Below are 21,444 nucleotides of genomic sequence, written 5' to 3' on the forward strand. Positions count from 1 at the left end.
GTCATGTCCGACACCGCCCCCGCACCGTCCGAGCAGGCCCCGTCGGAGTCGGCGATCCGCCGCGCGTTGCGCCGGGTCCGTGACGGGTCCGCGCTGGACGTCACCGAGGCCTCGGTGCTCCTCGCGGCCCGCGGTGAACACCTGGACGAGCTGCTCGGCCACGCCGCGCGCGTCCGCGACGCCGGCCTGGCCGAGGAGGGGCGCCCGGGCGTGGTCACCTACTCCCGCAACGTCTTCATCCCGCTCACCCGGCTGTGCCGGGACCGCTGCCACTACTGCACGTTCGTCACCGTCCCCGGCAGGCTCGACTCGATGTACCTCGAGCGCGACGAGGTCGTGGAGATCGCCCGCCAGGGCGCGGCGCAGGGCTGCAAGGAGGCCCTGTTCACCCTCGGCGACCGGCCGGAGGACCGCTGGCCGCAGGCCAGGGAGTGGCTGGAGGCCCGCGGCTACGACTCCACGCTGGACTACGTCCGGGCGTGCGCGATCGCCGTGCTGGAGGAGACCGGGCTGCTGCCGCACCTCAACCCGGGCGTCCTGAGCTGGGAGGAGATCACCCGGCTCAAGCCGGTCGCGGCCAGCATGGGGATGATGCTGGAGACGACCTCCCAGCGGCTGTTCGAGAAGGGCGGCCCGCACTACGGCAGCCCCGACAAGGAGCCCGCGGTCCGGCTGCGCACCCTGGCCGACGCCGGCCGGGTCGGTGTCCCGTTCACCACCGGCATCCTCATCGGGATCGGTGAGAACCGCACCGAGCGGGCGGAGTCGCTGTTCGCGATCCGCTCCGCCGCCCGGCAGCACGGGCACGTGCAGGAAGTGATCGTCCAGAACTTCCGGGCCAAGCCGGACACCGCGATGGCCAACGACCCGGACGCCGACCTGCAGGACCTGGCCGCGACGATCGCCGTCGCCCGGATCGTGCTCGGCCCGAAGGTGCGCCTGCAGGCACCCCCGAACCTGGTCGGCGACGAGCAGGCACTGATGCTGCGCGCCGGGATCGACGACTGGGGCGGCGTCTCCCCGGTGACCGTCGACCACGTGTCCCCGGAGATGCCATGGCCCGCCGTCGACGAGCTGGCCCGGATCACCGAGTCCGAGGGCTTCGCGCTGCGGGAACGCCTCACCGCCTACCCGAAGTACGTGCGCGCCGGGTCGCCGTGGATCGACACCCGGCTGCTCGGGCACGTCACCGCGCTCGCCCGGCCGGACGGTCTCGCGGACCCGGACGCGGTCGTGCGGGGACGCACCTGGCAGGAGCCGGACGGCGGGTTCGCCTCGACCGGACGGACCGACCTGCACACCGCCGTCGACACCGAGGGCCGTACCGCCGACCGGCGCAGCGACTTCGGCTCGGTCTACGGCGACTGGGACGAGGTGGCCGCGGAGCTGCAGGCGCAGCGGGCGAACGCCCCGGAGCGGCTCGACGGCGACGTGAAGGCCGGGCTGGATCTGGCCGCGTCGGACCCGGCGGCCCTGCTGGACCCGGCGAACGCGGCCGCGGCGATGGCCGTCCTGACCGCCGACGGCGCCGCGCTGGGTGAGCTCACCCGCCTCGCCGACGACGTCCGGGCCCGGGTGAACGGCGACGATGTCACCTACGTGATCAACCGGAACATCAACTTCTCGAACGTCTGCTACGTCGGCTGCCGGTTCTGCGCCTTCGCCCAGCGCGAGCGCGACGCCGACGCGTTCCGGCTCTCGCTCGACGAGGTCGCCCAGCGTGCCGTCGAGGCCGCGGACGACGGTGCCACCGAGGTCTGCGTGCAGGGCGGCATCGACCCGCAGCTGCCGGTGTCGTTCTACGCCGACCTGGTCCGCGCGGTCACCGACGCCGTCCCCGGGATGCACGTGCACGCGTTCTCCCCGATGGAGATCGTCTCCGCCGCGGCGAAGGCCGGAGTGTCGATCCGCGAGTGGCTCACCGAGCTGAAGGAGGCCGGGCTCGGCTCGATTCCGGGCACCGCCGCGGAGATCCTCGACGACGAGGTCCGCTGGGTGCTGACCAAGGGCAAGCTGCCCGCGTCGCAGTGGATCGAGGTGGTCTCGACCGCGCACGAGGTGGGGATCCCGTCGTCGTCGACGATGATGTACGGCCATGTCGACGAGCCGCGGCACTGGCTCGGCCACCTGCGCACGCTGGCGTCCATCCAGGACAGGACCGGTGGTTTCACGGAGTTCGTGCCGCTGCCGTTCGTGCACCACAACGCGCCGATCTACCTGGCCGGGCTCGCCCGCCCGGGCCCGACCGAGCGGGACAACCGCGCCGTGCACGCGTTCGCCCGGCTGGCACTGCACGGCCGGATCGACCACGTCCAGTGCTCCTGGGTGAAGCTCGGCGACGACCTCGCGGCGGACATCCTGCGCGGCGGCGCCGACGACATGGGCGGCACGCTGATGGAGGAGACGATCTCCCGGATGGCGGGCTCGGAGAACGGGTCCGAGCGCTCGGTGGAGGAGCTGACCGCGATCGCGCACGGGGCCGGGCGTCCGGTGCGGCAGCGGACCACGACCTACCGGGGCGAGCCGGGCCGGCTGACGCCCGCGGCGCCGTCGGGACCGCGGATGCTGCCGCTGACCACGGCCTGAACGGTGGAGCTGAGGCTCGGGGCAGGGGCTCCGCGACCGGCCCGTCCGGTGGCGGCGTCCCCCTCCGCGCCGCCACGCGGACCGACCGGCCGCGTGCCTCGACCGGCCCCCCGGTACCGATCGACCCTGCACCACGCCGGTCCTCGGGCCGGTGTGCCGAATCGGCTTCGATCGGCAGAGTCAGAGACGACGGTACGATCATGGGGTGACCGGGTCAAGCAGTGAGCCGGGCCAGGAGGAGGCGGAGGGATGCGCGCTCAGGGCGTGGGCGCCGTCGGCCGGGGGCTGGGTCTGCTCGCCGACACCTGGACGCTGCTGATCCTGCAGCGGGCGTTCCTGGGCGTGACCCGGTACGCGGGTTGGCGGGAGACCCTCAACATCTCCGACGCGACGCTGTCGGCGCGGCTGCGGTCGCTGGTCGAGGCCGACCTGCTCGAGCCGCGGCCCTACCGCGAGGGCGGACGGGAACGGCGCGGCTACGCGCTCACCGAACGCGGTGGCGACTGCTGGAAGCTGCTGCTCGCCACCTGGTACTGGGAGCAGCAGTGGGTACCGCGCGAGGTCCCGCTGCCCGACATCGTGCACCGCGAGTGCGGCGCCGCGGCCGGCGTCCAGCTGGCCTGCGACCACTGTGGTGAGCGCGTCGCGTTCCGCGACACCGAGGTGTGGCGCAAACCCGGGGCGCCTGCGCTGCAGCTGCTGTCGCGGGTGCATCCCCGGCGGACCCGCGGACGGCTGCCCAGCGACCCGCTGTCGCTGCTCCCGGGGGCCATGGAGATCATCGGTGACCGCTGGGGCGCCACCGTGCTGGGCGCCGGGCTGGCCGGGGTGAGGTCGTTCACCGCGTTCGGCGACGAGCTCGGGATCTCCCCGGAGGTGCTCAGCGACCGGCTGCGCCGGTTCATCGAGCTGGGGGTCATGGAGCGTGGCTTCGGCGGCACCGCCCGCGACGGGCGTTACCGGATCACCGAGAAGGGGCTGGCGTCGTTCCCGATCCACGCCTGCCTGATCGACTGGTCGCTGCGCTGGCAGGTGGCCGACGGTGCCGAGGTCGACCTGGAGATCCTGCACGCCGGCTGCGGGGAACGGCTGCGGGTCCGGCTGGTGTGCGACCGGTGCGACACCCCGTTCACCCGCGGGTCGGTGTCCCCGGGCCGACCCCGGTGAGGTCGTTGGCGAGAATGGGGCCATGACCGACGCCCACCGTCCTCGCGTCCTGTCCGGGATCCAGCCGACCGCCGACTCGTTCCACCTCGGCAACTACCTGGGCGCGCTGCGGCAGTGGGTGTCCCTGCAGGACGACCACGAGGCGTTCTACTGCGTGGTGGACCTGCACGCGATCACCGTCGAGCAGGACCCGGCCGAGCTCGCGCGGCGTACCCGGGTCGCGGCGGCGCAGCTGCTCGGCCTCGGGCTCGACCCGGACCGCTGCACGCTGTTCGTGCAGTCGCACGTCCCCGAGCACACCCAGCTGTGCTGGATCCTGGAGTGCCTGACCGGGTTCGGCGAGGCAGGCCGGATGACCCAGTTCAAGGACAAGTCGGGCAAGGAGGGCGCCGACCGCACGACGGTCGGGCTGTTCACCTACCCGATCCTGCAGGCCGCGGACATCCTGCTCTACCAGGCCGACCGCGTCCCGGTGGGCGAGGACCAGCGCCAGCACCTGGAGCTGACCCGCAACCTCGCGCAGCGGTTCAACCACCGGTTCGGCGAGACGTTCGTGGTGCCCGAGCCGCACATCCCGCAGTCGACGGCGAAGATCTACGACCTGCAGGACCCGACGGCCAAGATGAGCAAGTCGGCGTCGTCGCCGTCGGGGATCGTGGAGCTGCTCGACCCGGCGCAGCGCTCGGCGAAGAAGATCCGCTCGGCGGTCACCGACAACGAGCGCGAGATCCGCTACGACCCGGAGAACAAGCCGGGCATCGCGAACCTGCTGACGATCAACGCGGCGATGACCGGCCGCAAGGTCGCCGAGGTCGAGGCGGAGTACGCCGGACGTGGCTACGGCGACCTGAAGAAGGAGCTCGGCGAGATCGTCGCGGGCTTCGCCGAGCCGTTCGCCGAGAAGGTCAACGGCTATCTGGCCGATCCCGCCGAACTCGATCGGGTGCTCGCGAAGGGCGCCACCCGGGCGCGCGAGGTCTCCGGCGCGACACTGGCCGCAGTTCAGGAGAGGATCGGCTTCCTTCCGCCCGTGTGATTCACCGACCCGGGCGGGTGAGAGGCACGACCGACCGGGGGAAGAGATGGCCGATCACCGCGCCACCACGATCGCGCACGACATCGCCGACGACGAGGAGGAGGCGGTCGGCACCTTCGAGCGCCTCCGCGAGAAGCACCCCTGGCTCGACCACCTCGTGCGTGCCGGTGTCGGCTACACCGAGAACCACGGCGACCACTACGCCGCCGCGATCACCTACTTCTCGCTGCTCGCGGTCGTGCCGTTGCTGATGGTGGGGTTCGCGACCGCCGGGTTCGTGCTGCGCGGCAACCCCGAGCTGGTCATGCAGCTCAAGGATCAGATCACCGGCGCGGTGCCCCCGGAGTTCGCGGGCAAGCTCGGCGGGATCGTCGACACGGCGGTGACCCGGGCGGGCGCGATCGGGATCGTCGGTCTGCTCGGTGCGCTGTACTCCGGGATCGGCTGGATGAGCAACCTGCGCGAGGCGCTGTCCGAGCAGTGGGGCCAGCGCGAGGAGGCACCGCCGTTCCTCAAGCGGATGGGCGGCGACCTGCTCGCCCTGGTCGGCCTCGGGATCGCGCTGGTGCTGTCGTTCGCGATCTCCTCGGTCGGTGGCTCGCTCGGCGGCTACCTGCTCGGCCTCGTCGGGCTGGGCGAGGCGGGCTGGGCGAAGTTCCTGCTCGGTGTCGGCGTGTTCGTGCTGACCCTGATCGGCAACTGGCTGGTGTTCCTCTGGATGATCTCCCGGCTGCCGCGCGAGCCCGTCTCGACCAAGTCGGCGATGAAGGCCGCGATCTTCGGCGCCGTCGGCTTCGCGGTCCTGCAGTACGTGATGGTCAACTACTACATGCCATCGGTCAGCGCCTCGCCGGTCGGCGCGGCGTTCGGCCCGATCCTCGGTGTGCTGGTCTTCATCTTCTTCTCCGCCCGCTTCCTGCTCTTCGTGACGGCCTGGGCGGCCACCGCCGACGGCAACGACGTCAACACCGGCGCCGTTCCGGCGCCGGCGATCATCCGGCCGCAGTACGTGGTCCGCGAGGGCCGCGGCGCCGTCGGCTCGGCCGGTCTGCTCGTCGCGGGCCTGCTGGGCGGTGCGCTCGGCACGCGGGCGTTCGGACGCAAGAAGCGCTGAGCGCGCGGGCCGCGGTTCCGCGCGGGGCGGCGGCGTGCGGGCTCCGCGGGCGGGTACGTGCACCCGGCGGCCCGGATCCGGGACGGTGACCATCCGGAAATACCTCAGCTGCTGAGGCATTTCCGGGAAGTACGTCAGCTCCTGACGTACTCGGCGGGTGCGGGGCCCGTGTAGAGCCCATGGGCCCGGCACCGGGATGGGCGCACCGGGAGCGTCGCACCCCCGGCCCGCACACCCTCAGCGCCGCCGTTGCCGCCGTCGCACCTCGAGCACCCCGATGATCGCGGCGGCCGCGAGCACCGCGCCGCCACCGGCGGCGACCACCGCGGTCGACGACCCGGACGGGCCTGCGTCGGCGTCGGGACCGCCGGCCTCGGTGGCGGTCGGCGAGTCCGCTCCGGGGCCCACCCCGGGAGCACCGCTGCCGGGAACGCCACCGGGAGCGGCGGAGGCGTCCGGGCCGGCGTCCTGCTCCGGCTCGGCGGCGGGCAGCGTCCCGATCCCGCCCGCGCGTACGCCGAAGCCCCAGCCCAGCAGTGCCTTCGCCTGGTCGACCATCCGCACCGGGTGTGTCTCGCCGCGGACCAGTGAGACCACCAGACGTCGTCCGCCGCGCTGCATCCCGCCGACGAACGTGTGCCGGGCGGCGTCGGTGAAACCGTTCTTCCCGCCGAGGAATCCGGGGGTGCCGAGGAGCTTGTCGTCGTTGCCGAGCACGAAGCCGGGGTGCGCGCCGAAGCCGGGGAACGGCACGTTGCGCGTCCGCAGCACGGTCGCGATCCGCGGCTCGGCGATCGCTGCCCGGTAGATCACCGCGAGGTCGTGCGCGGACACCGACATCCCCGGTCCGTCCAGACCGGACGGCGTCGCGGGGCGGGTGTCGAGTGCGCCCAGCCGGACGGCCTCGTCGCGCATCGCGGCCACGGTCGTGGGTGCTCCGCCGAGCCGGCGGGCCAGGGCGTTCGCGCAGTCGTTGCCGGACGCGAGCAGCAGCCCCTGGAGCAGCTGCGCCACCGTGTAGCGCCCGCCGGGGCCGATGCCTGCGCGGCTGCCGTCGACGTCCACGTCGGCCTGGACGACCGTGACGACCTCGTTCGCGGGGAGCCGTTCGGCGACGAGCAGCGCGAGCAGCAGCTTGATCGTCGACGCGGGCCGCTCCCGGGCGTGCGGTGCCCGCGCGGCCAGCACCTCGCCGGAGTCCAGGTCGGCGACGACGTAGGACGCCGCCCCGACCTGCGGTGGCGGCGCCGTACCGGCGTGCGCGTCGCGGCACGTCGCCAGGCCGCTCACCGGCGGATCGGGCACCGGCAGCGGGGCGACGGCGACCGTCTCCTCCCGGGCGGGCGGCCCGGGCGGCGCGGCCTGGCCGGGACACCCGGCCACCGCGGTGGGCCGCGCAGACGTTGCTGCGGCGGGCCGCGCAGACGTTGCCGCGGCGGGGCCGGCACCGGCGACGAGCATCCCCGCGACGAGCAGAGCGGCGGCGGCGGCGCTCCGGCTGATCGCACGGCCGTGGACGGGCACGCCGCAGGGGAACCTCACGCCCGCAGCATGCCGCACCACACGGACCGTGCGCGCGCGAACGCGCAACGCCGCGGCGGGCCGCGCCACATCCGACCGCCGGGCGCGACCCGGCGTCCGTCCGGCGGGGACCGGACCGCCCGACGGTTCCGTTCTGTCACGGCGATGTTGCAACCCTGCCGCTCGGCGCGCCGAAGGATTACCGTCCGGCGGATACGACGCCGCCGACCGGGTGGCGCGCAGGAGGGGGAGATCGTTCGTGCGGATCGGACAGCGCATCGGACGGCGGGGGCGGTTCGCCACGGCGGTGGCGCTCACGGCGGTGGCGGCGCTCGCGCTCGCGGGCTGTGCCCGGGACACCGGCGGAGGCGGCGGAGCCGGCGGGAACCAGGCGAAGGAGTGCACGCGCACCGCACCACCTGCGGGCGGCGCGGCCTCCGCGCAGCCGGCGCCGGAGCCGGCGAAGGCCGACGCGAGCAAGCTGAAGGTCGGTCTGGCCTACGACATCGGCGGGCGCGGCGACGCGTCGTTCAACGACGCCGCCGCGGCGGGCCTCGACCGCGCGATCGCCCAGCTGGGCCTGCCGAAGGCGAGCACCCAGGAGGCGACCGCCCAGCAGGGCGAGACCGAGGACGCGGCCACCAACCGGCTGCGCCAGCTCGCCAAGAGCGGTTTCAACCCGATCATCGCGATCGGCTTCAACTACGCCAGTGGTGTGAAGACCGTGGCGCAGGAGAACCCGAACGTCCAGTTCGCGATCGTCGACGACGACACCGTGCAGCTGCCGAACGTCAAGCCGCTGGTCTTCGCCGAGGAGCAGGGCGCGTTCCTCGTCGGTGCCGCGGCCGCGCTCAAGACGACGACCTGCAACGTCGGGTTCGTCGGTGGCGTCGACAACCCGCTGATCCAGAAGTTCGAGGCAGGCTACGAGCAGGGCGTCAAGACCGTCGCGCCGGACGCGAAGGTCGACGCGTCCTACATCTCCCCGGCCGGTGATGTCTCCGGCTTCAACGACGCCACCAAGGCCACCGAGATCGCCAACGGCCAGTTCGACAAGGGATCCGACATCTCCTTCGCCGCGGCGGGCAAGTCGAACCAGGGCGTGTTCTCCGCGGCGCAGACCGCAGGGAAGAAGGCCATCGGCGTCGACTCCGACCAGTACAACTCTCCGCAGCTCGCCCAGGTCAAGCAGGTCATCATGACCTCGATGATCAAGCGGGTGGACGTCGCCGTGTACGACTACATCAACGCGGTCGCGGGCAACACCGTCGCGAAGCTGCCGAAGCGCTTCGACCTCAAGACCGACGGCGTCGGCTACTCCACCTCCGGCGGCCAGGTCGACGACATCAAGCCGCAGCTCGACGCCTACAAGTCCGCGATCATCGCCGGACAGGTCACGGTGAAGTCGACGAAGTGAGTGCCGGCAACGCGGTCGAACTGCACGGCATCACCAAGCGGTTCCCCGGCGTCGTCGCGAACGACGGCGTGGACCTCACCGTGGCCCACGGTGAGGTCCACGCCCTCTGCGGCGAGAACGGGGCCGGCAAGTCGACCCTGATGAAGATCCTCTACGGCATGCAGGCACCCGACGAGGGCACGATCGCCGTCGACGGGACGACAGTGCACTTCCGCTCCCCGGCCGACGCGATCGCCGCCGGGATCGGGATGGTGCATCAGCACTTCATGCTGGCCGACAACCTGACCGTCGCCGAGAACACGCTGCTCGGCGCGGAGTCCCGGCACGGCATCGGGAAGGCGGCGCGGGCCCGCATCGCCGAGCTCTCGGCGACCGTCGGGCTCGACGCGCGTCCGGGCGAGCTGGTGGAGCGCCTCGGCGTCGCCGACCGGCAGCGCCTGGAGATCCTCAAGGTGCTCTACCGCGGTGCCCGCACCGTCATCCTCGACGAGCCGACGGCGGTGCTGGTCCCGCAGGAGGTCGAGGAGCTGTTCACGACGGTTCGCCGGATGCAGGGTGAGGGCTACACGTTCCTGTTCATCTCGCACAAGCTCGACGAGGTCCGCGCGATCGCCGACCGGATCACCGTGATCCGCCGCGGCCGCACCGTCGGCACCGCGGACCCGGCGTCGGTGACCAACCGCGAGCTCGCCGAGATGATGGTCGGCTCCGAGCTGCCCAGCCCGCCGGCGCGCACGTCGACGGTGGGGGACCAGGAGGTCCTGCGGGTCGAGGGGCTCGGGCTGCCCGACCCGGCCGGCGGGCGCGACCTGCTCGACGGCGTCGACCTCGTCGTCCGGTCCGGGGAGATCCTGGGCATCGCCGGGGTCGAGGGCAACGGCCAGACCGAGCTCGTCGAGACGATCATGGGGATGCGCCGGGGAGCGCGCGGCCGCGTCCTGCTCGGCGGTGCCGACGTCACCGGCCTGTCCACGATGGCCCGCCGCGAGCGCGGCGTCGGCTACGTCCCCGAGGACCGCACCCGCTACGCGCTGCTCGGCGAGCAGTCGCTGTGGGAGAACCGGGTGCTCGGGTTCCAGTCCCGCGCCCCGATCGCCCGCGGCGCGCTGATCGACCGGGCCGCGGCGCGTGCGGACACCGAGCGGATCGTGTCCGAGTTCGACGTCCGCACCCCGGGCATCGACGTCGCCGCGGCCGCGCTGTCCGGCGGCAACCAGCAGAAGCTCGTCGTCGGGCGGGAGCTGTCCGGTGACCCGGTGCTGCTGATCGCCTCGCACCCGACCCGTGGTGTCGACGTCGGCGCCCAGGCCGGGATCTGGGCCGAGCTGCGCCGGGCCCGCGCCGCCGGCCTGGCCGTGCTGCTGGTCTCCGCCGACCTCGACGAGCTGATCGGGCTGTCCGACACCCTCGCCGTGATCCTCGACGGCCGCCTCGTCGGCACCGCCGACCCGGCCACGGTCACCCCCGAGGAGCTCGGCACCGCGATGACGGGGGCCGCCGCATGACCGCACTGCTGAACCGCTTCCGCGGCGCGGTCGTCGCGCCCGCGCTGGCCATCGGCGTCGCCGCCGTGCTGTGCGCGATCGCGCTGCTGATCAGCGGCGCCTCGCCGGTCACCGCCGTCGCGACGATCGTCGCCCAGCTCGGCTCGGGCACCGTCGCGGTCGACACGCTGAACTCCGCGGCGATCTACTACCTCGCCGCGCTCGCCGTCGCGATCGGCTTCCGGATGAAGCTGTTCAACATCGGCGTCGAGGGGCAGTTCCGGATCGCGGCGTGTGTCGCCGCGATCGTCGGCGGGACGCTGCCGCTGCCGCCGGTGCTGCACGTCGTCGTGATCATCGTGGTGGCGATGCTGACCGGCGCCGCGTGGATCGCGATCCCCGCGCTGCTCAAGGCCTACCGCGGCGTCTCCGAGGTCATCTCGACGATCATGCTGAACGCGATCGCCACCGGCATGATCGCCTTCCTGATCCGGCCGGAGACGTTCGGTTCGCTGCGCGGCAACAACATCACCACCCCGCCGATCCCGGAGACCGGCTGGTTCCCCGGTGTCCCGGTCGGCAACGGCGCGATCTTCGGGACGCTGGTGATCTCGGTGCTGCTCGGTGTCGGGTACTGGTTCCTGCTCGGCCGCACCCGCTTCGGGTTCGACCTGCGGGCCTCCGGTGAGTCCCCGACGGCGGCCGCCGCCGGTGGCGTCGACGCCCGCCGCACCGTGCTGGTCACCCTGCTGATCTCCGGCGCGGTCGCCGGGCTGGTCGGGCTGCCCGAGCTGCTCGGGCGCGACCACGCCTACACCCTCACCTCGCCGCAGGGCTACGGCTTCACCGGCATCGCCATCGCGCTGCTGGGCCGCAACCATCCCGTCGGCATCGCCCTCGGTGCGCTGCTGTGGGCGTTCCTGGACAAGGCCGCCGTCGCGCTCGACGTCGTCGGCATCCCACGGGAGATCGTGCTGATCATGCAGGGCCTGATCGTGCTGTCGGTGGTGGTGGCCTACGAGGTCGTCCGCCGGGTCGAGCTCGGCGCGCAGCAGCGCCGGGTCGCCGCGGCCACCGAACCCGCCACCGCCGCACCCGCGGAGGTGACCTCGTGACCGCCGCGCTGGAGCAGGTCTCCGAGCGGATGGACCGGCTGCCGCGCTGGGCCCGCTCCGCGCTGGTCGCCGCCGTCCTGGTGCTCGTCCTGTCGATCACCGTGACGCTGACCGGGCAGACCCAGCTGACGTCGTCGGGCACCGCGGAGGCGGCCGTCCGGCTCGGGCTGCCGATCCTGTTCGCCGCGCTGGGCGGCCTCTGGTCCGAGCGCGCGGGGATCATCAACATCGGTCTCGAGGGCATGATGGTGCTCGGGACATGGGGCTCGGCCTGGCTGGGCTACCAGTACGGGCCGTGGGCCGCGCTCGTCGGCGGGATCCTGTTCGGCGCGCTCGGCGGCCTGGTGCACGCCGTCGCGACGGTGACGTTCAACGTCAACCACATCGTCTCCGGCGTCGCGATCACCCTGCTCGGCACCGGGCTCACCAAGTACCTGTCGACGCTGGTGTTCGCGCCGGTCTCGCAGAACAACCGCGAGTCGCCGCGGGTGGAGGGCTTCACCGAGTTCTCGATCCCCGGGATCTCGCCGGCGCTGCGGGCACTGGAGCAGCAGCAGCGCGTACTGCTCTCCGACGTCGCGGGGCTGCTCGGCGGGCTCACCACGGGGCTGACGCCGATCGTCGTCATCGGGATCGTGCTGGTGCCGGTCAGCTACTGGGTCCTCTGGCGGACCCCGTTCGGGCTGCGGCTGCGCTCGGCGGGCGAGTCGCCGGTCGCGGCGGAGTCGCTCGGGGTGAACGTCGTCGCGCACAAGTACGCGGCAGTGATCGTCTCCGGGGCGCTGGCCGGCCTCGGCGGCGCGGCGCTGGTGCTCAACCCCGGCCAGCTGGGTTACCTGGAGAACCAGGTCGGTGGCCGCGGTTACATCGGTCTCGCCGCGATGATCTTCGGCAACTGGCGGCCCGGCGGGCTGCTGATGGGCTCGGCGCTGTTCGGCTACGTCGACGGGCTGCAGCTGCGCGCAGGCGGCGAGGCGGTGCACGCCCTGCTCTACGGCGCGACGCTGCTCGCGATCGTCGCCGCGGTCGTGCTCGCGCTGCGCCGCCGCTGGATCGGCGCGCTGATCACCCTCGGCGCGGGACTGGTGCTCTACGCCGTGTACTGGCTGATCGACACCGTGCCCGACGAGTTCTCCGCCTACGCGCCGCACCTGGTCACGCTGGTCGTGCTCGCCGCCGCCGCACAACGGCTGCGGCCACCGGCGAGACTCGGGGTCGAGTACCGCAGAGGGGAGGGCCGCTAGATGGTCGGTGGAGGACCGTCCGGGGTCCGGGACCTGGTGACGCCCGACCCGCCGGTGCCGGACTGGGACGCGCTGCGCGCGGCCGCCGTCGACGCCGCGGCCTGGGCCTACGCCCCCTACTCGCGGCTGCGGGTGGGTGCCGCCGCCCTCGTCGACGACGGCCGGGTGGTCACCGGCTGCAACGTCGAGAACGCCTCCTACGGCCTCGGCGTCTGCGCCGAGGTGACCCTGGCCGGGCAGCTGCGCCTGTCCGGTGGCGGGCGGCTGCTCGCCGTCGCGTGCCGGTCCGGCGACGGCGAGCTGCTCATGCCGTGCGGGCGCTGCCGCCAGGTGCTCCACGAGTTCGGCGGGGCGGCGCTGGAGTGCGACACCCCGCGCGGGCCCCGGCCGTTCACCGAGGTGCTGCCCGACGCGTTCGGGCCCACCGATCTTCCCGGCGGCACCGATCTTCCCGGCGGCCCCGATCTTCCGGAGCGGGCCCCGTGATCCGCGGTGTCGGCTGGGCGGACGCGGAGCCGATCCCGGCGCAGCCGCCGCCCGGCACGAGCGCGGTGGAGATCGTCGTCGCCAAGCGGGACTGCCGGGAGCTGACCCGCGACCAGATCGACTGGGTGGTCGGTGCCTACGCCCGCGGCGAGGTCGCCGAGGAGCAGATGGCCGCGCTGGCGATGGCGATCCTGCTCAACGGCATGGACGCCGACGAGACCGCGCACTGGACCCAGGCGATGATCGACTCCGGGGAGACCCTGGACTTCGGCGACGTCGGGCGCCCGCTGGTCGACAAGCACTCCACCGGCGGCGTCGGCGACAAGATCACCCTGATGCTGGCGCCGCTGGTCGCCGCCTGCGGTGCCGCGGTCCCGCAGCTGTCCGGGCGCGGGCTCGGGCACACCGGCGGCACGCTGGACAAGCTGGAGGCGATCCCCGGCTGGCGCGCCGAGCTGAGCACCGAGGAGATCCGTGCCCAGCTGCGCGCCGTCGGCGCCGTGGTGTGCGCGACGACGCCGACGCTCGCCCCCGCCGACCGGCGGCTCTACGCGCTGCGCGACGTCACCGGCACCGTCGAGTCCGTCCCGCTGATCGCCAGCTCGATCATGAGCAAGAAGCTGGCCGAGGGCACTGGCGGGCTCGTGCTCGACGTCAAGGTGGGCTCCGGGGCGTTCATGAAGACCCGCGCCCGGGCGGGCGAGCTGGCCGACGCGATGACCGCGATCGGTGCCGCGCACGGTCTCCCGACCACGGCGGTGCTCACCGACATGTCCGTGCCGCTGGGCCGCTGCGTCGGCAACGCGCTCGAGGTCGCCGAGGCGGTCGAGGTGCTGCGCGGCGGGGGCCCGCCGGACCTGGTGACGCTCACCGTGACGCTCGCGTCGGAGATGCTGGCGCTGGCCGGGATCACCGGCGCCGATCCGGCGGGGGTGCTCGCCTCCGGTGCGGCGTACGAGGTCTGGGACCGGATGATCCGCGCGCAGGGCGGTGACCCGGACGCGGCGCTGCCGGCGGCCCGGCACGTCGAGACGGTGACCGCGGAGCGGGCCGGGGTGTTCGTCTCCGCCGACGCGATGGCCGTCGGGACGGCGGCGTGGCGGCTCGGCGCCGGCCGGGCTCGCAAGGAGGACCCGGTGCAGGCCGCCGCGGGTGTCCGGCTGCTGGTCGACCCGGGCGACGAGGTGCAGCCCGGCACCCCGCTGCTGGAGCTGCACACCGACACCCCGGAGAAGCTGCCCGACGCGCGCCGCGCTCTCGGCGGTGCGGCGCTGCTGGTCATCTCGGAGCCGCCGCGGCCCCGGGAGCTGGTGCTCGACGTGCGGCGCAGCCGCTAGCGGGCACGGCGCGCGCCACCGTCACGGGGCGAGCTTCTCCCGGACCGCGGGCAGCACCGTCGTGCCGAACGCCGCGACGTTGCGCGCGACCCGCTCCGGCTCCGCGGCGGCCTCCAGCATGAGCAGCACCCGCTGCGGGCCGCCGTCGGCGAGCACCCCGGACAGCCGTGCCACGCAGTCCTCGACCGTCCCGATCGGGTGCGTGGCCAGCAGCGTGTCGACGTAGGTGCGGACCTCGTCCGGGCCGCGCAGCCGCGCCGCCGGGCTCGACTCCGCCCCCGGTAGCAGTACGTACTGGGAGGTGGCGGACACGAGGAACTCGGCCAGCCGGTCGCCCACCGTGGCCACGTCCTCGCCCGGTTCGGTCACGTGCCCGACCAGCGCGCACGCGTGCCCCGGGTCGGCGCCGTCGTGCCCGTTCTCGACGGCGACCGACGACCAGCGCGCCATCTTGGCCCGGCGGGCCTCGTCGGACTCGTGCAGGAACATCAGCATCGGCAACCTGCGGGCGGCGGCCTCGTCGACCGAGGTGTCCGAGACCGCGGCGACCAGCAGCGGCGGGTCGCCACCCGGGCGCGGCCGCGGGCGCACGGTCAGCGTCCCGCCGACGACGGCCGGGTTCTCCGCCCGGCCGGCCCAGGCCTCCCGGATCCGGTCGACCGCCGGCCAGACCCCGGCCTTCCAGTCCTCCAGCCCGCGCCCGGCGACGGCCAGGTCCGCGGACGGCCCGCCGCGCCCGACCCCCAGGTCGAACCGGCCGCCGGAGACGTGGTCGAGCAGCGCGGCCCGTTCGGCGACGAACACCTCGGGGTGCTGGGGGAGCAGCACGACCGCGGTGCCCACCCGCATCGCGGTGGTGCGGCCGAGCAGGAACCCGGCGAGCTCGATCGCCGACGGGGTGATGCCGTAGTCGATGAAGTGGTGCTCGCTCACCCACAGGTCGTCGAACCCGGTCTCCTCGGCGATCCGGGCGTAGTCGAGTGCCGCGGACAGGACGGTGGCCTCGTCGAGCCCGTCGAACAGGCTGGTGAACAGGAACGCGCCGAACCGCGGTGCCATCGCCCCTCCACATGACAACCGATGTCGATAAATCGGATGCTACGCCGGACCGAGCCGGGTGCGGGAGTCACCGTGTCGATCCGGCACGATGGACGACGATGCGTGACGACCGAGGAACCGAGCGCCGATCCACCGGGGTGGATCCGGCGCCACGGGCAGCGATCCCCCGCCCGGTGATGTCCGGGCGACCTGCCGACGTTCCTCCGGAGGGAGCTCAGGAGGTGACCCGTCCGGTGCCGCGTCCCGATCCCGAGCCCGACGAGCCGACCGAGCTGCTCACGCCGGTCGGGGAGCCGACCGAGGTGATCGAGCCGGTCGGTACCGCCGACGGGGCACCCGCGAAGGGCCGGGCCACCGAGAACGCCGGATCGCTCGTCCGGTCGTCGAGCATGATCGCGGTGGCCAGCCTGGTCAGCCGGATCACCGGCTTCGTCCGGAACCTGGCGATCGTCGCCGTCCTCGGCCTGGCGATCGTCAACGACTCCTACACCGTGTCCAACACGCTGCCGAACATCGTCTACGAGCTGCTGCTCGGCGGCGTGCTGACCAGTGTGATGATCCCGGTGCTGGTCCGCGCCCAGACCGAGGACGCCGACGGCGGCGTGCACTTCACCCGCAGGCTGCTGACGGTCATCGGTACGGCGCTGCTGGTCGCGACGGTGGTCGCGGTGCTGGCGGCACCGCTGCTGACCGCGTTGTTCGTCAGCTCCGACAGCGGCCGGGCGAACCCGGCCCTGGCCACGGCGTTCGCGTTCCTGCTGCTCCCGCAGATCTTCTTCTACGGCATCGGCGCCCTGCTCGGCGCGATCCTGAACTCCAAGCAGGTGTTCGGGCCGTTCGCCTGGGCGCCGGTGCTGAACAACCTGGTCATGCTCGGCGTGCTCGTCGCCTACGTGCTGGTGCCCGGGCAGATCTCGGTCGACCCGGTCAGCATGGGCGACCCGAAGCTGCTGGTCCTGGGCCTGGGGACGACGTTCGGCATCGTCGTGCAGGCCGTCGTGCTGATCCCGTACATGCGCCGCATCGGGTTCCGGTACAAGCCGGTGTGGGGCTGGGACCCGCGGCTGTCGGTGGCCGGCGGGATGGCGCTGTGGATCATCGGCTACGTCCTGATCGGGCAGGCCGGCTACATCGTCACCACCCGGGTCGCGACGGCGGCCGACGGCGGCTCGGTCGCCACCTACATGAACGCCTGGCTGCTGCTGCAGGTCCCGTACGGCGTGCTGGGTGTCTCCCTGCTGACCGCGCTGATGCCGCGGATGAGCCGGGCGGCCGCGGAGGGCGACACCGACCAGGTCGTCACCGACCTCTCGCTCGGGGCCCGGCTGTCGACGGTCGGCCTGGTCCCGATCGCGGCGGTGATGACCGCGTTCGGCGGGGTGCTGGGCACCGCGCTGTTCTCGGTCGGCGCGGGATCCGGGGCCGGGGCCGCCCGGCTCGGGGCGACCGTGGCCGCGTCGGCGTTCGGGATCCTGCCCTACGCGGTGACCATGCTGCAGATGCGCGTGTTCTACGCGATGACCGACTCCCGCACCCCGACGCTGATCCAGCTCGGCATGGTCGCGGTGAAGATCCCGCTGCTGCTGCTCTGCCCGGTCCTGCTGGCCCCGGACCGGGTGGTGCTGGGGCTGGCCGCGGCCAACGGGCTGTCCTTCGTCGGCGGGGCCGTGATCGGGCAGATTCTGCTGCGCCGCCGGCTCGGGCGGGCCCGGACGGGCGAGGTGCTGCGCACTCTGGCGCGGGTGACGCTCGCGTCCGCGGCCGGTGCGGCGATCGCCTGGGGCCTGGGCAGGCTCCTGGAGCCGGTGACGGCGTCCTGGCCGGTGACCGCGCAGGCGTGGGTGCTGCTGGTCGGCGGCACGATCGTCACGCTGGTCATCGCGGTCGCCGGGATGCGGCTGCTCAAGGTGCGCGAGCTGGACGCGGTCTTCCGGCGCCTCGCCCGCCGCTGAGCGCCTCGCCCGGCGCTCCGGGGCGGCGCCGCCGGGCGATCACGAGCTCGACGGCGGGGCCCCGCACGGCCCCGGGCGGCACGTGATCACGGTTTCGGAGGCGAGGCGGCCATCGGTGGCCGGAATCCCTCCGAAACGGTGATCAGCGCCGTTGGTGACAGCGCCGTTGGTGATCAGCGCTGTTCGTGGTGCGGCCCGGGAACGCGCGGACGCCGTGGCCGGGGGACCGTGGCGTCCGCGCGTGCGGGGTCCTGCTCACTCGTCGGGGTCGTCGCCCACCAGGTCCTCGGCGGAGGCACCGTTCTGGCTGTGGCTCTTCACCGCGGCCTTGGAGCGGCTGCTGCGCCGCTGGGCCGGCCGCGGCGGGGGCGGCGGCTGCTGCTGGGCGTACTGGCCGCTGCGGCCCAGGATCAGCTCCGCGAAGGTCGCCATGGCCTCGTCGAGCTGGTTGGCGTTGCGCCGCTCGGACTCCGCGTTCGACTTCTCGATCAGCCCGGAGACGGCGTCGGTGTCCGGGCGGCTCTGCACCGTGGTGTCCAGCGCACCGAGCTTCTCGTCGACGGCGGTGGTGATCGCGTCCAGCTTCGCCTCGACGGCGTCGGCGAAGCCCTCGAAGCGGCCGCCGACGCCGTTCTCCACGGCCTCCAGCCGGGTTCCGATCTCCTCGAGCCGGCCGGCGAGGGTGTCCAGGCGCTCGGTGACGCCGTCGAACGCCGCGGTGGGGTCGACCGCGTCCGGGCGCTGGGCGAGCTCCTCGAGGCGGCGGTGCAGCCCGACCGAGGTGTCCCCGAGCAGGTTGCGCAGACCCTCGCCGGTCTCCTCCAGCGCGTGCACCGCGCCGTCGACGCGCTCGGCGACGCCCTTCTCGATCGCGTCCACCCGCTCCTTGATCGGGGCGGAGACGGTGTTGGGCAGCGCGTCGAGGCGCATCTCGTGCCGGTCGAAGCGGTTGTCGACGTCGTCGAGGCGCTTGTGCAGGCCGCCGAGGCGGTCGTCGAGCCCGTCCATCCGGCCGGAGACGCCCTCCATCCGGCCGGTCAGGGCGTCGAGCCGCCCGTCGAGCTGGGCGATCGGTTTCGCGAGCTTGTCCGGGAGGGACTCGATCGCGCGGGTGATCGCGCCGAGCATGACCTCCTGGTTGTCGAGCTTCGTCGCGGTCTCGTCGATCCGCTCGGCCAGCGCGTTCAGCTCGGACCGGTCGGGGAGGTCGGTCAGCTTCTTGCGGACGGTTCCGATGGCGTCCAGGGCCGCCAGGCGCGCGTGGATCTCGTCGAGGGAGTCGAAGATCTGCTGCTGCTCGCTGTCGCGGATCTCCGCGGCGCGCATGAGCATGCCGCGCATCCGGTCGAACGAGCCGTTCGAGTTGTCGCTCATGGCACTGTCACTGTTCCTCTGAGCCGTAGGGGGAGCCCGCAGAGCGTAGCGACCACCCGAACGGGTAGTACGGTGCGGGCGTGTCCGATTGTGAGACGCCCGTACCGATCTCGCTCGAGAACGTCCGCCGCGCGCCGAAGGTCCTGCTCCATGATCACCTCGACGGTGGTCTGCGGGTCGCGACGGTGATCGACCTGGCCCGCGAGCACGGCTACGACCGGTTGCCCACCACCGATCCCGACGAGCTCGCGGCCTGGTTCCTCGGGGCCGCGCACTCGGGCTCGCTGGAGCGCTACCTGGAGACCTTCGGGCACACCGTCGCGGTGCTGCAGACCGCAGGCGCGCTGACCCGGGTCGCCGCCGAGGCCGCGGAGGACCTGGCCGCCGACGGCGTCGTCTACGCCGAGGTGCGCTTCGCGCCCGAGCTGCACGTCGAGCAGGGACTGGAGGTCGACGCCGTCGTCGAGGCCGTGCAGGAGGGGTTCCGGCTCGGCGCCGAGCGGGCCGCCGCGCGCGGGCAGGTGATCCGGATCGGCACCCTGCTCACGGCGATGCGGCACGCCGCGCGCTCGCGGGAGATCGCCGAGCTGGCGGTGCGGCACCGGGCCCCGGTCGACCCGCGGCCCACCGGTGCGCCCGCGGTCGGCGTCGTCGGGTTCGACATCGCCGGCGCGGAGAAGGGCTTCCCGCCCACCCGCCACCTCGACGCGTTCGAGTACGTCCGCCAGCAGAACGCGCACGTCACGATCCACGCCGGTGAGGCGTTCGGGCTGCCGTCGATCTGGGAGGCGATCCAGTGGTGCGGTGCCGACCGGCTCGGGCACGGCGTCCGGATCGTCGACGACATCACCGTGCCCGAGGACGGCGACCCGCAGCTCGGGCGGCTCGCCGCCTACGTGCGCGACAGCCGGGTGCCGCTGGAGATGTGCCCGACCTCCAACGTGCACACCGGGGCGGCACCGTCGCTGGCCGAGCACCCGATCGGGCTGCTCACCGATCTGCGGTTCCGGGTCACGGTGAACACCGACAACCGGCTGATGTCCGGCTGCACCCTGTCCAGCGAGCTGTACGACCTCGCGGAGACCTTCGGCTACGGCTGGGACACCCTCGAGTGGTTCACCGTGAACGCCATGAAGTCCGCGTTCCTCGGTTTCGACGAGCGCATCGCCCTGATCAACGACGTGATCAAACCCGGCTACGCCGCGCTGACCGGCGCCGGCGGGGGCGCACGGGGCTAGTGCGCCCGGAGCCGGGCCTCGAGCCCGGCCACCAGCTCGCCCCAGGCCGCCGCCTCCTGCGCGAACGGCGGGCTCGGCGCCATCCGCGTCGGGTCCGGCCGGACGACGAACGACACCAGCCACCCCAGGCTGGACGACTCGGCCAGGGTATCGGCGGGCTCGGGGTCCCCGGCCCACTCGCCGGCGTCGAGCAGCAGCTCGGTGGCCAGGTCCAGCTGCACCGGGTCGAGGGCGTCGAGTGTGCCCTCGGCCAGGTCGGCGCCGATCCCGGTGAGGTCGTAGGTGTTCATGTCCTCGACGGTCGCCTCGAGCTCGCCGACCTGGGCCTGCTCCAGCACCTCGGTGAAGGTCGCGGCGGCGGCCAGGTCGGTCTTCTTGACCGCGTCGTGTGCCGGGTCGGCCAGCGCGCGCACCAGGGCGCGCTCGGAGGCGAAGACGTCGATGCGCCCGTCGGAGCCGAGGAAGACCGGCTTGTCGTCGAGGTAGCAGCGCAGCGAGACCACCGACTGCCCGCCGGTGGTGATGCGGATCGGGTCGATGCCCATGTCCGCCCAGAAGCCGGTCGGCTCGTCGGGCTCGGCGGAGCCGGCGCCCGCGGACACGGCGGCGGCGCCGAGGCCGGTGTCATCGGCCCCGTCCGCCGCATCGGCATCGGCTCCGTCGGCCGCGTCGAAGGCCGCGGCCTGCGACGCCTCCCACTCCTGCTGCTCGGCGCGGGCGGCCTCCAGGGCCTTCCCGTCGACCTCGGGGGTGTCGACGAGCTCGTCGACGGTGTCGACGACGCCGTCCCACTTCGCCGCGATCGTCGACGACAGCGACGACCAGCGCTTGCGGCCGTCGCGGCCGGTGAAGGCCTCGGGGCCCTCGCGGAGCCTGCCGAACGCCGGCTCGCCGTCGAGGACCTCGATCACGCCGGAGAGGTCGCACACGTCGGCCAGCGACCGGACGATCGAGACGGTCTCGTGCAGGTCCTGCACGGTCCACGTGTCGGGATCGTCGGCCGCCACCTCGGGCAGGCCGACGACGTCGTAGCGGTGCGCGTCGTCCGGGGTGAGCTCGGCGACCGACAGGTCCGGAACGGCCGACCAGGCGGGGTGGTCGGTCAGGTCGTGCCCGGACGCCGTACGGACGAACGCGGCCAGGGCCGCGGGTTCGTCGAAGACGAAGACGTGGTCGTCGTCGCCGAGGAACGCCTCCCACTCCTCGCCGTCCTCTCGCCACGGGGGAGCCCAGAGGGTGACCACGTCGCCCCGGGTGAGGGCGAGCCGGATCGGCACGATGTCGCTTGCCACGGCACCGACCCTATCGGGGAGC

The 21,444-nt window shown here is 73.3% G+C and carries 16 protein-coding genes; 12 read left to right on the forward strand and 4 right to left on the reverse strand.

Features of this window, described 5'->3' with window-relative positions:
• The first annotated feature begins 3 nt into the window (after nucleotides 1-3).
• From ACLE50_RS03815 to yhjD, 4 genes are all read left to right on the forward strand, one after another.
• Entirely contained in the window at nucleotides 4-2,586 is a 2,583-nt protein-coding gene (locus tag ACLE50_RS03815; RefSeq protein ID WP_410941926.1) for a bifunctional FO biosynthesis protein CofGH, read from the forward strand.
• A 249-nt stretch (nucleotides 2,587-2,835) separates the two neighbouring features.
• A complete protein-coding gene (locus ACLE50_RS03820; RefSeq protein ID WP_410941927.1) occupies nucleotides 2,836-3,753 on the forward strand; it encodes a winged helix-turn-helix transcriptional regulator in 918 nt (305 codons plus the stop codon).
• A 22-nt stretch (nucleotides 3,754-3,775) separates the two neighbouring features.
• A complete protein-coding gene (gene trpS / locus ACLE50_RS03825) occupies nucleotides 3,776-4,789 on the forward strand; it encodes a tryptophan--tRNA ligase (protein ID WP_410941928.1) in 1,014 nt (337 codons plus the stop codon).
• A gap of 46 nt (nucleotides 4,790-4,835) precedes the next feature.
• The gene (yhjD, locus tag ACLE50_RS03830; RefSeq protein WP_410941929.1) at nucleotides 4,836-5,903 is read left to right on the forward strand and encodes an inner membrane protein YhjD; all 1,068 of its coding nucleotides are present in this window, start codon (nucleotides 4,836-4,838) and stop codon (nucleotides 5,901-5,903) included.
• A gap of 237 nt (nucleotides 5,904-6,140) precedes the next feature.
• Here the strand turns inward: yhjD and ACLE50_RS03835 are convergent, their stop codons facing one another.
• On the reverse strand, nucleotides 6,141-7,445 hold the full coding sequence (locus ACLE50_RS03835; protein WP_410941930.1) for a D-alanyl-D-alanine carboxypeptidase family protein: 1,305 nt from the start codon (nucleotides 7,443-7,445) through the stop codon (nucleotides 6,141-6,143).
• A 238-nt stretch (nucleotides 7,446-7,683) separates the two neighbouring features.
• Between ACLE50_RS03835 and ACLE50_RS03840 the strand changes: the two genes are divergently transcribed.
• The 6 genes from ACLE50_RS03840 to ACLE50_RS03865 are packed head-to-tail and all read left to right on the forward strand — an operon-like array spanning nucleotide 7,684 to nucleotide 14,507.
• On the forward strand, nucleotides 7,684-8,841 hold the full coding sequence (locus tag ACLE50_RS03840) for a BMP family lipoprotein (RefSeq protein ID WP_410941931.1): 1,158 nt from the start codon (nucleotides 7,684-7,686) through the stop codon (nucleotides 8,839-8,841).
• Entirely contained in the window at nucleotides 8,838-10,346 is a 1,509-nt protein-coding gene (locus ACLE50_RS03845) for an ABC transporter ATP-binding protein (protein WP_410941932.1), read from the forward strand. The genes ACLE50_RS03840 and ACLE50_RS03845 overlap by 4 nt, the downstream gene beginning before the upstream one ends.
• An 8-nt stretch (nucleotides 10,347-10,354) precedes the next feature.
• On the forward strand, nucleotides 10,355-11,440 hold the full coding sequence (locus tag ACLE50_RS03850; protein ID WP_410942261.1) for an ABC transporter permease: 1,086 nt from the start codon (nucleotides 10,355-10,357) through the stop codon (nucleotides 11,438-11,440).
• A gap of 29 nt (nucleotides 11,441-11,469) precedes the next feature.
• Entirely contained in the window at nucleotides 11,470-12,684 is a 1,215-nt protein-coding gene (locus ACLE50_RS03855; RefSeq protein WP_410942262.1) for an ABC transporter permease, read from the forward strand.
• On the forward strand, nucleotides 12,685-13,170 hold the full coding sequence (locus tag ACLE50_RS03860; protein WP_410941933.1) for a cytidine deaminase: 486 nt from the start codon (nucleotides 12,685-12,687) through the stop codon (nucleotides 13,168-13,170). It begins immediately after the preceding gene.
• The gene (locus tag ACLE50_RS03865) at nucleotides 13,170-14,507 is read left to right on the forward strand and encodes a thymidine phosphorylase (RefSeq protein ID WP_410942263.1); all 1,338 of its coding nucleotides are present in this window, start codon (nucleotides 13,170-13,172) and stop codon (nucleotides 14,505-14,507) included. The genes ACLE50_RS03860 and ACLE50_RS03865 overlap by 1 nt, the downstream gene beginning before the upstream one ends.
• Before the next feature lie 21 nt (nucleotides 14,508-14,528).
• Here the strand turns inward: ACLE50_RS03865 and ACLE50_RS03870 are convergent, their stop codons facing one another.
• Entirely contained in the window at nucleotides 14,529-15,566 is a 1,038-nt protein-coding gene (locus ACLE50_RS03870) for an LLM class flavin-dependent oxidoreductase (protein ID WP_410941934.1), read from the reverse strand.
• 221 nt (nucleotides 15,567-15,787) lie between these two features.
• Here ACLE50_RS03870 and murJ point away from each other — a divergent pair, with 221 nt between their 5' ends.
• Complete coding sequence (gene murJ / locus ACLE50_RS03875; RefSeq protein ID WP_410941935.1) at nucleotides 15,788-17,518, forward strand: murein biosynthesis integral membrane protein MurJ; 1,731 nt, start codon at nucleotides 15,788-15,790, stop codon at nucleotides 17,516-17,518.
• A 255-nt stretch (nucleotides 17,519-17,773) separates the two neighbouring features.
• Here murJ and ACLE50_RS03880 read toward each other — a convergent pair whose 3' ends face one another.
• Nucleotides 17,774-18,892 (reverse strand): PA containing protein, encoded by a 1,119-nt coding sequence (locus ACLE50_RS03880; RefSeq protein ID WP_410941936.1) that lies wholly within the window; start codon nucleotides 18,890-18,892, stop codon nucleotides 17,774-17,776.
• 80 nt (nucleotides 18,893-18,972) lie between these two features.
• Here ACLE50_RS03880 and ACLE50_RS03885 point away from each other — a divergent pair, with 80 nt between their 5' ends.
• Nucleotides 18,973-20,130, forward strand: a complete 1,158-nt coding sequence (locus tag ACLE50_RS03885; protein ID WP_410941937.1) for an adenosine deaminase — start codon at nucleotides 18,973-18,975, stop codon at nucleotides 20,128-20,130.
• Here ACLE50_RS03885 and ACLE50_RS03890 read toward each other — a convergent pair.
• The gene (locus tag ACLE50_RS03890) at nucleotides 20,127-21,422 is read right to left on the reverse strand and encodes a primosomal protein (protein ID WP_410941938.1); all 1,296 of its coding nucleotides are present in this window, start codon (nucleotides 21,420-21,422) and stop codon (nucleotides 20,127-20,129) included. The genes ACLE50_RS03885 and ACLE50_RS03890 overlap by 4 nt on opposite strands.
• Between the last annotated feature and the right edge of the window lie 22 nt (nucleotides 21,423-21,444).

The organism is Pseudonocardia phyllosphaerae (assembly GCF_046546475.1).
Lineage (GTDB): Bacteria > Actinomycetota > Actinomycetes > Mycobacteriales > Pseudonocardiaceae > Pseudonocardia > Pseudonocardia phyllosphaerae.